This is a genomic window from Asaia sp. As-1742, assembly GCF_011753235.1.
Taxonomy (GTDB): Bacteria; Pseudomonadota; Alphaproteobacteria; order Acetobacterales; family Acetobacteraceae; genus Asaia; species Asaia bogorensis_B.
The window spans coordinates 467,990-482,456 of record NZ_VWWA01000003.1; the positions used below are offsets into that span (position 1 = coordinate 467,990).

12 protein-coding genes are annotated in these 14,467 nt (G+C 59.5%); 1 reads left to right on the forward strand and 11 read right to left on the reverse strand.

Features of this window, described 5'->3' with window-relative positions:
- Positions 1-91: 91 nt before the first annotated feature.
- The 10 genes from F3J08_RS07010 to F3J08_RS07055 form a co-directional block, all read right to left on the reverse strand.
- Positions 92-1,813 (reverse strand): dihydroxyacetone kinase family protein, encoded by a 1,722-nt coding sequence (locus F3J08_RS07010; protein WP_166928922.1) that lies wholly within the window; start codon positions 1,811-1,813, stop codon positions 92-94.
- Positions 1,814-1,874: 61 nt separating this feature from the next.
- A complete protein-coding gene (locus F3J08_RS07015; protein ID WP_166928923.1) occupies positions 1,875-2,897 on the reverse strand; it encodes an ABC transporter permease in 1,023 nt (340 codons plus the stop codon).
- Entirely contained in the window at positions 2,887-4,392 is a 1,506-nt protein-coding gene (locus tag F3J08_RS07020; protein ID WP_166928924.1) for a sugar ABC transporter ATP-binding protein, read from the reverse strand. Before F3J08_RS07020 ends, F3J08_RS07015 begins: the two co-directional genes overlap by 11 nt.
- A 17-nt stretch (positions 4,393-4,409) precedes the next feature.
- Positions 4,410-5,336, reverse strand: a complete 927-nt coding sequence (locus tag F3J08_RS07025; protein WP_062164530.1) for a substrate-binding domain-containing protein — start codon at positions 5,334-5,336, stop codon at positions 4,410-4,412.
- A 32-nt stretch (positions 5,337-5,368) separates the two neighbouring features.
- Positions 5,369-5,836, reverse strand: a complete 468-nt coding sequence (locus F3J08_RS07030; RefSeq protein ID WP_166928925.1) for an RpiB/LacA/LacB family sugar-phosphate isomerase — start codon at positions 5,834-5,836, stop codon at positions 5,369-5,371.
- Between the two features lie 22 nt (positions 5,837-5,858).
- The gene (locus F3J08_RS07035; protein ID WP_122039460.1) at positions 5,859-6,686 is read right to left on the reverse strand and encodes a DeoR/GlpR family DNA-binding transcription regulator; all 828 of its coding nucleotides are present in this window, start codon (positions 6,684-6,686) and stop codon (positions 5,859-5,861) included.
- Positions 6,683-7,447: a triose-phosphate isomerase gene (locus tag F3J08_RS07040; RefSeq protein ID WP_166928926.1), complete on the reverse strand. Its 765-nt coding sequence runs from the start codon at positions 7,445-7,447 to the stop codon at positions 6,683-6,685. The genes F3J08_RS07035 and F3J08_RS07040 overlap by 4 nt, the downstream gene beginning before the upstream one ends.
- Positions 7,448-7,636: 189 nt before the next feature.
- Positions 7,637-8,593 carry a hypothetical protein gene (locus tag F3J08_RS07045; protein WP_166928927.1) on the reverse strand — a complete coding sequence of 319 codons (957 nt, stop codon included), beginning with the start codon at positions 8,591-8,593 and terminating at the stop codon, positions 7,637-7,639.
- Positions 8,594-8,622: 29 nt separating this feature from the next.
- Positions 8,623-10,314, reverse strand: a complete 1,692-nt coding sequence (locus tag F3J08_RS07050) for a glycerol-3-phosphate dehydrogenase/oxidase (protein WP_166928928.1) — start codon at positions 10,312-10,314, stop codon at positions 8,623-8,625.
- A 73-nt stretch (positions 10,315-10,387) separates the two neighbouring features.
- Positions 10,388-12,109 carry an FGGY-family carbohydrate kinase gene (locus tag F3J08_RS07055; RefSeq protein ID WP_166928929.1) on the reverse strand — a complete coding sequence of 574 codons (1,722 nt, stop codon included), beginning with the start codon at positions 12,107-12,109 and terminating at the stop codon, positions 10,388-10,390.
- 294 nt (positions 12,110-12,403) lie between these two features.
- On the opposite strand from F3J08_RS07055, the gene F3J08_RS07060 reads away from it, so the two are divergent.
- Positions 12,404-13,219, forward strand: a complete 816-nt coding sequence (locus tag F3J08_RS07060; RefSeq protein ID WP_166928930.1) for a DeoR/GlpR family DNA-binding transcription regulator — start codon at positions 12,404-12,406, stop codon at positions 13,217-13,219.
- A gap of 92 nt (positions 13,220-13,311) precedes the next feature.
- Here the strand turns inward: F3J08_RS07060 and F3J08_RS07065 are convergent, their stop codons facing one another.
- The gene (locus F3J08_RS07065; RefSeq protein WP_166928931.1) at positions 13,312-14,364 is read right to left on the reverse strand and encodes an NAD(P)-dependent alcohol dehydrogenase; all 1,053 of its coding nucleotides are present in this window, start codon (positions 14,362-14,364) and stop codon (positions 13,312-13,314) included.
- Positions 14,365-14,467 lie beyond the last annotated feature (103 nt).

Here is a 14,467-nt window from a genome sequence, read left to right on the forward strand (position 1 = left end):
ATAAGGGGGCATGAGAGCCCCCCTTTCCAGCTTGCTTCAGTTGGTCGTACAGGCGGTGGCCTTGTGAGCCACCGTGTTTGACCTTGCGATGTTACTTCACAGAGAGCGACGCAAGCGCCTCACCCACGACACGGGCACTAAGCGCCATGGAAATTGCACCAGCGTCAGGATAGCCCTTGCTGCGCTCTCCATGAGTGCGTGCGCGACCCAGTCGCGGCAGGAGGTCTTTCGTTGCCTCGGCTGCGGTGGTTGATGCCTTGGCGGCTTCGTTCCAGGCTTTCGAGACATTCTCTCCTTGGCGCAGACCCTGCTCGAAGCGTTCCACGAGGGGGACCAGAGCATCCATAAGGGTCTTGTCACCCGGCTTCGCCTTGCCGAGGGCTGTAATCTTTTCCATTGCGCGACACAGGCCGGTTGAAAGGCTCTGGGCATCGGGCACGGCAGAGTCATCGAAGGCTGTGCTGAAGGCGAACAGCCCTGCCCCCCACAAGGCGCCCGATGTGCCGCCGGCACGATCCGCCCAGGCATCTGCTGCTGCTGCGAGCACTGTCGCAGGGCCCGCCCCGGCCTCAACGGCCGCCAGTGCGGCCTTGGCCGAGGCAGCTGCCCCACGGGCCATTCCCTGGCCGTGGTCGCCATCGCCTGCATGGGCGTCGATCTGCCCGAGCTCGGCCTCGGCCTCTGTCAGGGCGTGTGAGAGCTTGACCATGATGGAGGCCACGCAGCGACCGCCATCGCGTCCGGCATCGGTAAGGGATTTCATGTAAACGGCCGGGGCATCTGTCAGCACCGACAGGGCATGATCCTGCACGCGGGTCACCGCGTTGCGGCGGAATGCCGCGCTATCCACCGGGGCACACCAGAAACGCTCGAGCTCTTCATCGAGCCATGTGATGGTCAGTGAGCATCCGGCCATATCGAGGCTGGTGATGTATTCCCCGGCGATGGGTGCGACCAGAGTATATCCGGCATTTTCGAGATAGGGGATGATCGCTTCCCACAGCACGAAAAGCTCTTCATATTTCGTCCCGCCCAGGCCATTCAGCAGCGCCGTGATGCGCGATCCCGCCTTGGGGGGCGCTTCCTTAAGCAGACGCTCGCACAGGATGGCAGCCAGGGCTTCGGGGCGCATGAGATCCTGCTCATCAATGCCCTGCTCTCCATGAACACCAAGGCCGAGCGCAACCCGACCATGCGGGACATGGAACAGCTTCTCGGTTTCACCGGGCAGGGTGCACCCGTCGAAAGCCACACCGAAAGAACGTGTGCGCTCATTGGCGCGCTGGCCCACCGCCTCGACTTCGTCGATGGAGAGACCTGCCTCGGCCGCAGCCCCCGTGATCTTGAAAACAGGCACATCGCCTGCCGTGCCACGACGTCTGCTGGCCTCCTCGGCGGGGGCGCTCGCGATGTCGTCTGTCGTGGCGATCATCCGGGCATCGATCCCCTCGGCGCGGAGGCGTTCAGCGGCAATACTGAAATTCAGCACATCGCCGGCGTAATTGCCGTAGCCGAGGATAACGCCGCCACCCAGATTGGCCTGTCGGGCAATGCGCAAAATGGCCTGGGTAGAGGGCGAAGCAAAGACGTCGCCCGCCACAGCAGCATCGGCAAAGCCGGTGCCGACATAGCCGTTGAATGCCGGGAAATGCCCGGACCCGCCGCCAACCACCAGAGCCACCTTGCCCTTGGCGCCGGGCTGACTGCGTAGCACGCCGCCACGGACCGGCTGGACGATGTCGCGATAGAGGCTGGCAAAGCCACGCAGGGCCGATGTCGCGAAATTTTCGGCGTCACCACAGATCTTGGTCATGAAAATATCCTCGATAGGGTCCGCGATGAAGGCAATGGGTGACCCCCGCAGGGGCCCCCTGTCAGACCTCGCGGTTGAAATAGCGTCTTGCGATTGAGTCGAAGGAAATGGCGGCAACGACGATCCCGCCGCTGACGATCGATTGCCAGTAGGGCGAGATGCCGAACAGCACGATAACGTTCTCGATGATGCCGATGATGACCGCACCCAGAACGGCGCCGAATGGGCTGCCAAGGCCGCCTGTCGTGGCGACACCGCCGATGACGGCCGCTGCGATGGGGGCAAGCACCCATGTATCGCCGATGGAAGGCTGGGCTGTTCCGAGGCGGGCAACCATCACGATACCCGCGAGTGCGGAAAGGAAGCCTGCCGTTGCGAAAGCACACACGCGAATGGCGTCTACCCTGATGCCAAGCATCCGTGCAGCCGCATTATTGCTGCCAATGGCATAGACATAGCGCCCCAGCGGGGTGCGGATCATGACGAAGGACACGATCGCAAGGCAGACGAGCAGGATCACGAAGGGTACGGGCAGACCGAACATCATGCCACGGCCAAGGAAAGCAATATCACTCGGGATTCCGGTGATTGCCACGCCCTTGGTGAGCACCAGATTGGCGCCCCCATAGACACCGGCCATGCCAATGGTCAGCACCAGCGAGTGCAGGCGCAGCCTCGTGATGAGCAGGCCATTGAGCAGCCCGCACCCCGTGCCGAGCGCGAGGCAGAGAATGAGGGAAAGCCACGGGTTGAGGCCTGCCTGAACCATGAGCAGGCCACCCGCCACCCCGGCGAGGCCGCCAATGGCACCGACGGAAAGATCGAGCTCACCGAGGATCATCAATATGGCCTGACCGATCGTGACGAGCCCCACGAAAGCCAGCGAGCGCGCGATGATTTTCATGTTGAACGCGGTCAGGAAGTGCGATGACAGCGAGCAGGACAGGACAAAAATGACTACCAGCGCCACGATCACACCGCAGAGCGGGTTGGCCGCCAGAGCCTTGATGCGGGCGCCCGCGCCGGGGGCTGCCACGACCGCCGTGCTGTCGGCCTGAGGAAGCGTTGAGGGTTCATGCGACATGTCTGGTCTCCGGTGAGCCGATGATCGAGGCGACCAGCGTGCTGACATCCGTCTTGTCGTGCTCGAAGGAACCGTTGATACGGCCGGAATAGAGGGTGATGATGCGCGTGGCGCAACGCTGCAATTCGTTCATCTCGGACGAGACGAGAATGATCCCGACGCCCTCTTCCGCAAGGCGTTGCATGATCCGGTAGATCTGGAACTTGGTGCCGATATCGATGCCCTTCGTCGGCTCATCGAATATGAGCAGGCGAGGCTTGCGTGCCATGGCGCGGCCGATGATCGCTTTTTGCTGGTTGCCACCAGAGAGAAACATGATCTTCTTCGCCGCTGACGAGGTGCGGACATCGAAACGCTGGATGATCTCACGGACGATCTCTTTCTCCCGCCTGGGGGAGATCAGCCCGCCTGTGGAGATGTCATCGGTGACGGCGAGCGCGATATTTTCGCGCACGCTGAGCATCGGGAAGATACCGTGATGCTTGCGCTCTTCAGAGAGGTAGATCATCCCCGCCTTGACGGCTTTATCCGGCCTGTTGGGGGCGATGACCTTTCCATCGAGCATCACCTGGCCGCTCCGGACTTTGCGGAAACCGAACATGGCCTGCATGATTTCGGAACGGCCTGCGCCAACCAGCCCCGCAAAGCCGAGGATTTCGCCTTTTTTCAATTCAAAGGAAATATCCTCGAACCCGGGCCCGCACAAATTATCTACCTTGAGGATCGTCTCGCCCGTGCGAGAGGCCGGATTGGACTGGAATTGTTCGTCCAGCTTGACCGTACTGCCCGACATCAGGCGGATCAGTTCGTTTTCGGTCATGCCCTCCATAGGGAAGCTGCCAACGCTGCGACCATTGCGCAGCACGGTGACCGTATCGCCCAGCGCGAAGATTTCCTCCATCTTGTGGGAGACGAACACGATGGCCACACCGCGGTCGCGCAGATCACATACGATGCGGAAAAGCTGTTCTGTCTCCCGGGCTGTCAGCGATGAGGTCGGCTCATCGAGGATCATGACCCCGAAATCTTCCTGGGTTGCCGCGCGGGCAATCTGCAGAAGCTGCTGATCGGGCACGCTGATTTCGGCAACCTTCTGATCGGGCTGCGCGTGAATACCGAAACGCGCTATATACTCGGCGGCCTTGGTTTCCATGGCCTTTTCGGAAACGGTGACCGTGCCGAAGCCCGAGCGGGCAAACGGCATGAACATGTTTTCCGCAACGGTCAGGTAGGGAAAGAGATTGAGTTCCTGGGGAACGTAGGCCACCCGTCGAAACAGCTTGTGATCGTGAAGGGCATCGGCATCATCGATCACCAATGTCCCCTCATCGGGTCTGACCAGTCCGGAAAGAGTCTTGATGAGGGTAGATTTGCCCGCCCCGTTTTCCCCGGCAAGGATATGCACCTTGCCGGGTTCCAGGGTCAGGTCGATATGGTCAAGCGCTACGACACCCGGATAGGTCTTTCGTATGCCTGTTGCCTTGAGAAGGACCATGGCCCTGCTCCCATCGCTTACTTGGTGAGAGTCGCTTTGGTGATGATGTCGATACCGGTATCGATGTTCTTGGGCGTCTGCTGCCCCATCGCCTTCTGCCAGGCGGCGATTACGGCCCAGTAGCCCTGCATTTCAGGGCGGCTCGACGCCGAGGAATCCACCACACCGTCCTTGATAAGCTGGAGCATGTCACTCAGGTTATCGAGCCCGACTTCCTGAACCTTGCCCACCTTGTCGCTTTCGCGGATGGCCTGGCCGATACCCACGGGGCCGGCCGCATCACAGGCTACCCAGCCGCCAAGATTGGGGTGGGCCTGCATGATGGCCGAAGCCTGCTTTTGAGCCGTCTCGATGCTGTCATTGTCGATGCCTGTGGCAACAACCTTGATGTCGGGATATTTGGCAAACACCTTGAGTTCACAACGGGCGCGCAATGCATGATTGGGGGCGGTTGGTACACCCATCATGATGGCGACCTCGCCCTTGTGATCGATCAGCTTGGCAAGCCGTTCGGCTGCCAGAGTACCCTGCTCGCAGAAATCCGCCCCGACTGCCGTGATATCCATGCCTTCGGGAGGAAGGGAGTCGAACACCGTCATCGGGATCTTCTCGTCAACCGCTTCCTGCATGGTCGAGCGATTGCCCTTCTCATCGAGGAGATCGAGGATCAGGCCATCGGGATGTGTCGCAATGGCCCGTTCGATGATGTCGTTCTGGGTCGAGACATCGGCCGTTTGCGGTGCACGATATTCCACCGTGATGGTGCGCCCGGTTGCCTTGCTGAGCAGTTGGGCAGCCGATTGGGCACCATTATTGGCCTTGTCGAACCAGGGATGCACGGCTTTCGGTATCATGACGAAACGCATCGGCCCGTTCTCCGGGGCCGCATGAGCGGCCAACGGAGCGAGAAGGAGGGATGCGGTAGCGAGCAGGACTTTTTTCATGAAATCAGACCTTATGTGGTCGTGTTAATCCATTACTTGATGGCGTTTGGCGAATACTTCTTGTCGAGAGCGTCGATGCCATCGACATTCTTCTTGGAAGCGCTTGCCGGGTCGAATTCTTTCGCTAGGAAGGAATCGACAATCGTCTTGGCCAGTTCGGCCCCTACGACGCGTGCGCCCAATGTGATGATGTGGGCATTATTCGACAGGGCGGCGCGCTCGGCCGAATACGCATCGTGAGCCTGAGCTGCGCGGATACCAGGGATCTTGTTGGCCGAAATCGCAACGCCAATACCGGTGCCGCAGCACAGGATGCCGCGCTCATATTCGCCGGAAAGAATGGCGTGACCCACGCGCTCGCTAAGTTCGGAATAAAGCTCGCTTTTCGCATCGACGGGGCGCGAGAGATCGACCGCATCGACACCCTTGGCCTTGAGATGGGCTACGATCTGCTGGGCCAGACCTTCACCGGCGCTGTCGCCACCAACTGCAATTTTCATGATCGTTTTCCTTGATCGTGTTTCAGGGGGATGGAGAATGCGAGGTGGGCGCTGCGTCATCCAGATGGGCGACGTGCAGGTTGATGCCAGCATCAAGCATTCGGTTCTTCTGGCTTTCGGACACACCTGAATCGGTGATCACGACATCAAAGTCAGAAAGGCTGGCCAGACGGTTCAATGCGGTAACATCGAATTTCTGGCTGTCGATCATCAGGATGCGACGATCGACAATTTCCATGAGGGCCATCTTGCACTTGACGATCTCCTGCTCCTGATGGAACGCGCCGAGATCGCGCACGGCAGAGACGGACATGAAGAGCGTATTGGCCCTTAGTGATTTGGTTCCCTGCTCGCACAGGATGCCGAGAAAGGCGTCGAAGCGGGGGTGATATTTGCCGCCCAGCGATATCAGACTGATATCGCGTGCGCCTGCAATCTGCGTGGCAATTCCCATGCTGTTTGTCAGCACAGTGAGCGGCATGCCCGAGGGCAGGTTTTCAGACAGGATGCGCGAGGTGGTGGAATCATCGAGTGCGATGATATCGCCAGCCTTGATAAATCCTGCTGCGAGGCGGGCAATGGCCTGTTTCTCACGCGAGGCACGGCGCATGCGATGGACGACGCTCGTTTCCATCACACCGCTGGCCAGCATGGTCACACCGCCGTGCACCTTGCGCACCAGCCCCTGCTCGGACAGGGCATGAAGGTCGCGATGAATGGTCATGCGGCTGGTCGAGAAACGATCCACCAGTTCCTCGATCTGCGCACCCCCGTTTTCGAGCACGTAGTCCAGAATCTCGCGTCGTCTGGCCGAGACGGCCTTGCTCTCGACCCCGGTCGCGCCGCTCATGACGCAACAGACCTGATGATGGCCTCAAGCCCGGAGGGATCCCAGGCCGAGCGACCGATAAAGACACCATCCACATCGCTCAGTGCCGTGTAGCGGGCGGCGTTATCGAGCGAGACACTCCCACCATAGAGAAGGGGCACACGTCGCGCCTGCTCTTCTCCCACGAGTTCGATCAGCACCTGGCGCAGGCGCTTATGGGCGATATCGACGAAATCCGGCTCGGCCGCCCTGCCCTTCGCGCCGATTGCCCAGACGGGCTCATAGGCAAGAAGCACGGTTGCGATTTCATTCGATGTCAGGCCGTGAAGCGCCATCTTGGTCTGACGTGCCAAAGTCTCGTGCGTCACGTTGAACTCATATTCCTCGGCGCTGTCGCCGATGCAGATGAGCGGCCGCAGGCCGTGACGAATGGCAGCGCGGACCTTCAGGTTGACCGTGATATCGGTCTCGCCGAAATGCTCCCGTCGTTCGGAATGGCCAAGCTCAATCAGGTCTGCCCCGCACTCGCGCACCATGCGAGGGGAGATTTCACCCGTCCAGGCGCCCTCCTCTTCCCAGTGCATGTTCTGCGCACCGACATGCCAGGCCGTGTTTTCGAGACGGGCAGCGACGGTTTCGAGTGAGGTAAACGGGGGAAGGACGAAAGGGGTGATCGTGTCAGGCACCGCCATGTCGGCAATGCGGGCGGCCGCGTCGCGGGCAGCACCTGGCCCCTTGTTCATCTTCCAGCTTGTTCCGACCCAGAGCGACTTTTGGGGCATTGCTTCCTCTTTCTGCACAGCGCGACGGCCGGTTCGTAACGTCTTGATGTTACTCTATGGGAGGCTCTAACATTTTTATAGAGAAAATATCACTATGACCGTTCACATTGATATGAACGAACTACCTGAAAAGGCGGATTTGCGAAATATATTGTATTATCTCAGCGGTTTGTCGATTTAAGCCTGATGTTATCTTGAGAGCCGTGACTCTGTGATCTCACAATCGTCACGAACACAAAGACGCGGTGTCATCCCCCGTTCCGCAAGGCCCTGATGGTAGAATTCCACGGCCTGAGCAGGCGTTAGAACACCATCGGTCACGCTTCTCATCATGCCGAGCATCAGTACCGGGTCTTCGGCGTGCAGGATCTTGCGACCAAAAAGGGCGGCCCTCGCCCCCGCCTGCTGCGCCTGTCCGAGCAACTCCAGACAGTCGCGTGTGGTGCCGCTTCCGCCTCCCATGATGCCAATCACCATACGTGGGTCGAAACGGCATAGGGATGACAGGCTTTCTGTCGTGTTGAACGGAATTTTCAGCAGATGCGGCACTTCATCACGACGCATCCCCGCCAGACAGCGTGTGATCATGTCGTTGAGGAAATCGCCGAAATCGTCGGGATCGATATCCGTCTGATTGGGGTTGAAGACCTCCAGGAAATACTCGAAACCCGTTTCGCGGGCTTCCCTGCGAAAGGCCCTGAACCGGTCCAGAACCATGACATCGTGGCTGGCCTCGCCATTGAAGGTCAGCGAATACAGGCCGAAATGGCAGAGCGCCTGATCGAGCGTGGCTGTTCTGAAAGGCAGCGATCTCTGGCTTTCATAGGTGCCGGCGCGGATGCGCCAGAGGTCCGAACTGTCATTGGCGCGCACGGCAAGCTGTATGTCGCGCAGCGTTGTAAGGTGCGACGCCAGAAGATCTTCATGGGTGGATACCGATACCAGAACCATGTCCACCAGGTCATGCGACACGACATTCTGGATGTCCGCGAGAAACTCAGCCTTGGTCATCATCCCCTGACCGGGGCGGCAGAAGGCCGACATGCCGCCGGCCATATCCGCGTCACGTGCATCGACCAGAATAAAGTCGTCACGTGTGTCGCACTCGGCCCTCATACGGGCAAGCTTCTGACGGAAACGGTTCATGAGCGTCCTTTCGTGCCGCGCATCCTCCCTCAGGCGGCCTGTGCAGCGGTGCGGTTGTCGGTCACCCCGTGCTGTTCGCGCGCGATGTGCCAGCAGGTTTCAGCCTGGGTGGTGCGTTCAGCTTCCGACCAGCCAAGCGGGGTGGCGATGAGCGCACAAATCTCGTCGATGACAGCATGATCGAGCGTGCCGCGCAGGGCAATTGGTGTGCGTCGGTAAACGATATCGTTGACGCTGCGCACGAGTTCTTCGTTTGCCACATAGAGAATCTCGTTGCGTGTGTATTCTGGAAGGCTCGCGAGCGGCGCATCGGGCGTTCGCGCACAATATTCCGCAACCCGTTCGGCTATGGTGCCGTAGCGCTCGAACAGAAGTGCTGCGCGGGCCTCGGTCAGGCCATGTCTGCTCGCAAGCTGACGCAGATAGGCAGTTTTCTTGCGCGAGGACGGATAATTCGTCCCCCCTCCGATCGGGCGCTGACGTGAAGAGCACACTCTCTTTTTGTGCAGTATGCAGAGCGTCTTGTCGGCCACTTCTTCCGCCAGTCCACGGAATGTGGTCCATTTTCCGCCGACGAGCGACAGAACAGGGGTGATGCCCGCGTAATCCGTGTGAATGATGTGATCGCGGCTGATTGCGCCGGGGTCATCAGCATTACTGGCGGGGAGCGGTCTGACCCCGCAATAGCGATAGATCACATTGCTCTCACCGATGGTGAATCCGGGGAACAGTTCGGACAGCATGCGCAGCATGTAGGCTTGCTCGTCCTGCGAGCACTGCGCCGTATCGGGATCCTTTACAGGGATGTCGGTCGATCCGACCAGAACGTGCCCGAGGAAGGGATAAGCCAGGCAGATACGCCCGTCGGCCGTGCCGAAATAGACCATCTGCCCGTTGAGCTCGCGCAGCAGGCCCTCGTGACGGATGACGAGGTGGGATCCCTTGGTGCCACCGATATAGCGCGTCGTCAGCCCCAGCGCGGCGTTGACGCTGTCGATCCACGCGCCGCCAGCATTCACGATAAGGTCGGTCCGTACCCACTCCTTGCTGCCGGTCAGACGGTCTCGCAAGGTCAGGGTGCCCTCACTGAATGACTCAACCTCGCTATAGGTCTTGATGGCGCAGCCGAGATTCAGTTTGAGCGCGTCTTCCACACATTCAAATCCGAGCCGCTCAGGCTGGGAAATGGCAGCATCGTAATAGCGCCCGGTCGCGATGACCTTGCGGGTCATATGCGGCCAGTTCTGCCGGACTTTCCTGCCTAGCGTGAGCGAATGGCGGGGCATCACCCTGGCGCGTCGACCAAGGAAATCGTAGATCTGCATTCCGATCTCGGTAATCAGGACCCCGCGATCCGCAAGCTTGCTCTTGAGGTGGAAGAACCGCTTGATTGAAGGGACAATGCCGCCAAACCATGAGTGGATCGGGATCACGGTTGGCAAGGCCGTTACCAGATGCGGGGCGTTGCGAAGCAGCAGGTTTCTCTCGAGCGTCGACTGCGCCACGAGACGAAATTCCCCTGTCTCGAGATATTTGATGCCACCATGAATGAGGCGCGAAGGAGCCGCAGAGGCTCCCGCACATATATCCTCGCGTTCGATGAGCAGGACATTAACGCCCTGCAGGGCCAGTTCACGAAAGAGGCCGACCCCGTTGATGCCAGCACCGATGATCGTCACATCGAAATGGGCTGAGTCGAGATGTTCGGCAGAATGGGTCATGGGGTGTTCGGGTCCAGTGTTGTCTAGAGCATTTTTATGATTGAGCGAAAGCGGGCTTTCGTGATCGGGCGTTTCAGTGTTGCAAAGGCATCGAACCGATCGGTACGGCAGGCGCTTGAGTCGCGGCGATTGCCGCGGTCATGGTCTGTGTGATGGTCGGCGCTATTGCTTCCCCCGAGGGCGGAGGCGAAACTTGTCCGCTCCCGGGCATTGCTAGTGAGGACGTGGCTGCAGCGGCCAGATTTTGAGGCAGCTTTTCGTGCTGGGGCTCCGCCTTCGGGTAATCATCACCCTGATCGCTGTGCAGGGATGGCCAGAAGGGCTCGAGCACGCGGGCTATGGCCAGATAGCGGCCATAAACGGCGTCATAGTATCGCGCGAGCGCGGCGTCGGGCTCGAACTGACGCGCCTGCATATGCAGCGCGTCCACGGCTTCTTCCAGTGAAGGAGCGAGACCACAGGCGACAGCAGCTGTCAGGGCTGCGCCCAGGGCGCCGGCCTCTCTCACGGGAGACGTTATGACAGGGCGGCCGAGGATATCGGCAAAGAGCTGGCCAATTTCGGGGCGGCGGCTGCCTCCTCCCGAAATGCCGATCTGACGCACCCCGCCCGTTTGCAGCAGATCCTCCACGTGGTGGCGGTGGTTGAATATCGTACCTTCGATCATCGCGCGGAAGAGATCGGCCCTGTCGTGCCAGGACTGGACGCCGAGGAAGGAGGCGGTGGCGGGCGTCTCGAAGGGGGACCCAAACAGGTAGGGATGGTAGAGCGGTATCTGACGCTCGGTGCGGCCCGTCGCAAATTTGGCGATGGTTGCCTCAATGAGCCTCGCAGCAGCCTCGGGGTCGTCAGGTGCCACGTAACGTGCCATCCACTCCAGATTACTGGCCGACGCAGGCGAGATCGCCATGCAGTTCCACAAGCCCTTGCGGTAGCCGGCGCGGCAGGCCCACTCGGTCCCGATCACCGGGCGGTCACGCAAAACCTCGTTGATGGAGAACGTTCCGGCCGTGACGGTCATGTCACCAGGGCGAACCTGACCCAACCCGACAGCGGCCGCGATTACATCATGCAGGCCAGCAGAAACGGGCGTGCCCTCAGCAAGGCCTGTCAGGGCCGCCGCCTCGGCGCTTACCGTGCCTGCCAGGGCGCATGAATCGAGCATGGGTGGCAGGGCGGCGGATATTTCCGACAGACCGAGCGCAGAGAGGATATCAGGGCTATAGGTCTGGCTGTGCAGGTCTGTGAAGGCAGTGCTGGCCTCTGTGAGATCGGTGGCAATCTCTCCGGTCAGGCAGTAACGCAGCCAGTCCTTTGCAAAAAACACCGTTCCAATCGAAGCAAAACGCTCGGGTTCGTGCCGCTTGATCCAGGCAAGCAACGTGGTAGCGGAGTACGGATAGGGGCGCTGCCCAGCTACCGGCATCAGACGATCGAGCAGCCCTTCGCGCTTCCACCCGTCATGAATACCGTAGGCGCGGCTATCAAGCGACATGATGCCGTGACCGAGCGGCTGCCTGTCGCGGTCGAGCAGGAAGAGTCCGTCACCATGCGCCGTGACCCCTACGCCAGCGATATCGGCGCCTGTCAGCCCGGCATCGGCCAAAGCATCGCGTATCGTAGAAGCGACGATGCGCCAGGTTGCAGGCATATCGCGCTCGACATGGCGCGGCGTATCGGTGATCTGGGCAACGCGCGCCTGCCCGAGACCGACGATCCTGCCATCTGTTGCGAAAATCACAGATTTGGCGCTCGACGAACCGCAATCGATCCCAATCAGATATCCTGTGCTCATGACCGGACTCCGTTCTGACAAGAGGGGTGGTGATCTGGCTGTAAGACTTAAACCGTCCATAAATGTTCCGATAATCACAATGAAGTGCGATATATGATACGATTTTAGTCATCGAGCGGCCGATCAACGCATGTTGAGCGTGATGACAAGTTGTTGCCCTGGTTGGAAAAGCCATGCGCAAGGGCACGACCCTCTCTTGCTGGCATGAGATATTTGTGATATTTTTGTTATCTATCGATTGGTCTGCTTGGTCCATCGGAGCAAAGCAAAATCTGTCAAAGGCAGTTCTTCAAGATGAGTGATGACCTCAAGCCAGCAGCCGCGCTCGACGGTTTTTCCGGGATCAAGCGCCAGAACCTGAAATCACGTCAGCAGCAGATCCTCGACCTGCTGTTCGAGCAGGGTAATGCGAGCATAGAGTTTCTGGCAGAGCATTTCGATGTCAGCCGTATGACCATTCATCGTGACGCCCATACGCTGGCAAGTCAGGGGCTGATTGACAAGATCCATGGCGGCATCACGCTCAAGAACCGTGCCCGTACCGAGAAAAACGTTGCCTATCGTCAGCATCGCGCCGCCAATCTGAAAAAGGCGATCATCCAGCGTGCCGTGTCGATGATCGAGCCCGGTCAGGTCATTATTCTTGATGATTCGACCACTGTTGCCGAGATGTTGCCGTTGCTGCCTGCCCGGGCACCGCTGACGGTCATTACCAATGCGGTCGGGGTCGTCCAGGCTCTGGCCCCTTTCCCCGGTATCAAGATCATCTGTCTGGGGGGTGATTACAGCAACTCACGCAACGCGTTCTTCGGGCTGGTGTGCGAGCAGGCTGCGCGCTCACTGCGCGGCAATATCATGTTCATGTCCACCTCCGTGATCTCGGGGGACACGGCTTTCCAGAACGATCAGGATGTCGTGAAGGTCAAGCGTGCCCTGATGGATATTGCCGATCAATGCGTGCTTCTGGTGGACAGCACCAAATTCAGACAGGGCGGTCTGCATCGCCTGACATCGCTGCAGGAATTCGACCGTATTCTCACAGACAGCCAGATCAAATCCGATACGCTGTCAGATCTTGAAGCCGCTGGTATTCCCGTCGAGATCTGCTGAAGCTTCTCGTCAGGCGGCGTGCCTGGTCGTGCCAGCGTAAGCCAGCGATGAGGCCGGGCAGGCAGCGTCCCCTGCCCGGCCCCTTAGCGCAATCAGGCGTTTTCGAGCGTCGCCATATCGATGACGAAGCGATACTTCACATCCGATTTGAGCATCCGCGAATAGGCGTTTTCGATCTCGTCCATCGCAATCATCTCGATATCCGAGGTGATGCCATGCTCGCCGCAGAAATCCAGCATTTCCTGTGTCTCGGCGATGCCGCCAATCAGTGAGCCGGCAAAGTTGCGGCGCTTCATGATCAGGCTGAATACGCTGACGGGGAGCGGGTTCTCGGGAGCCCCTACCTGAACCAGCGTTCCCTCGCGCTTGAGCAGGTTGAGATAGGCGTTGATGTCATGATCGGCCGCCACTGCATCGAGGATGAAGTCGAAGCGACCCGTTTCCTTCGCCATCGCTTCAGGGTCCTTGGAGAGCACGACTTCATGCGCGCCAAGGCGCAGGCCATCCTCGACCTTGCTTTGCGATGTCGTGAACAGAACGACCTCGGCACCGAACGCCCGTGCGAACTTAACAGCCATGTGGCCGAGCCCGCCAAGGCCGACAATACCCACGCGCTGGCCCGGGCCAACCTTCCAGTGCTTGAGCGGTGAGTAGGTCGTGATACCAGCGCAAAGCAGGGGCGCGACAGCCGCGAGTTCGAGGTTTTCCGGAACCTTGAGAACAAATCCCTGATCGACCACTACGGCCTTGGAGTAGCCGCCGAAGGTGATACCGCGCCCCTGACGGTCTTCACCGTTATAGGTGCCGACAAAGCCGACCTCGCAATATTGCTCGAGACCTTCCTTGCAGCTGGCACATTCGCGGCATGAATCGACCATGCAGCCTACGCCAACCAGATCGCCAACCTTGAACCTGCTGACAGACGCGCCAGCCTCGCTGACGCGACCAACAATTTCATGGCCGGGCACGCAGGGATAGATGGTGTTGTGCCATTCATTACGGGCCTGATGAATGTCGGAATGGCAAACGCCGCAATAGAGAATGTCTATACGGACATCGTCAGGACCGGCGTCGCGACGATCAAACTTGAAGGGAGCGAGGCGCTCAGAGGCGCCTTGTGCGCCGTAACCGATACAGGAAAGCATCGAGATTCTCCATCCTGGCCCTGGGCAGAGGAACGTCAAACACCCCAAAGACGATCGCCGTCTCTGGGGTGTCTGCCAATAAGCCTTCGGTGTTAACGTCTCG

Coding starts and splice junctions, on each gene's coding strand:
- F3J08_RS07010 (WP_166928922.1), bottom strand. CDS start 1,813: ATGACCAAGATCTGTGGTGACGCCGAAAATTTCGCGACATCGGCCCTG.
- F3J08_RS07015 (WP_166928923.1), bottom strand. CDS start 2,897: ATGTCGCATGAACCCTCAACGCTTCCTCAGGCCGACAGCACGGCGGTC.
- F3J08_RS07020 (WP_166928924.1), bottom strand. CDS start 4,392: ATGGTCCTTCTCAAGGCAACAGGCATACGAAAGACCTATCCGGGTGTC.
- F3J08_RS07025 (WP_062164530.1), bottom strand. CDS start 5,336: ATGAAAAAAGTCCTGCTCGCTACCGCATCCCTCCTTCTCGCTCCGTTG.
- F3J08_RS07030 (WP_166928925.1), bottom strand. CDS start 5,836: ATGAAAATTGCAGTTGGTGGCGACAGCGCCGGTGAAGGTCTGGCCCAG.
- F3J08_RS07035 (WP_122039460.1), bottom strand. CDS start 6,686: ATGAGCGGCGCGACCGGGGTCGAGAGCAAGGCCGTCTCGGCCAGACGA.
- F3J08_RS07040 (WP_166928926.1), bottom strand. CDS start 7,447: ATGCCCCAAAAGTCGCTCTGGGTCGGAACAAGCTGGAAGATGAACAAG.
- F3J08_RS07045 (WP_166928927.1), bottom strand. CDS start 8,593: ATGAACCGTTTCCGTCAGAAGCTTGCCCGTATGAGGGCCGAGTGCGAC.
- F3J08_RS07050 (WP_166928928.1), bottom strand. CDS start 10,314: ATGACCCATTCTGCCGAACATCTCGACTCAGCCCATTTCGATGTGACG.
- F3J08_RS07055 (WP_166928929.1), bottom strand. CDS start 12,109: ATGAGCACAGGATATCTGATTGGGATCGATTGCGGTTCGTCGAGCGCC.
- F3J08_RS07060 (WP_166928930.1), top strand. CDS start 12,404: ATGAGTGATGACCTCAAGCCAGCAGCCGCGCTCGACGGTTTTTCCGGG.
- F3J08_RS07065 (WP_166928931.1), bottom strand. CDS start 14,364: ATGCTTTCCTGTATCGGTTACGGCGCACAAGGCGCCTCTGAGCGCCTC.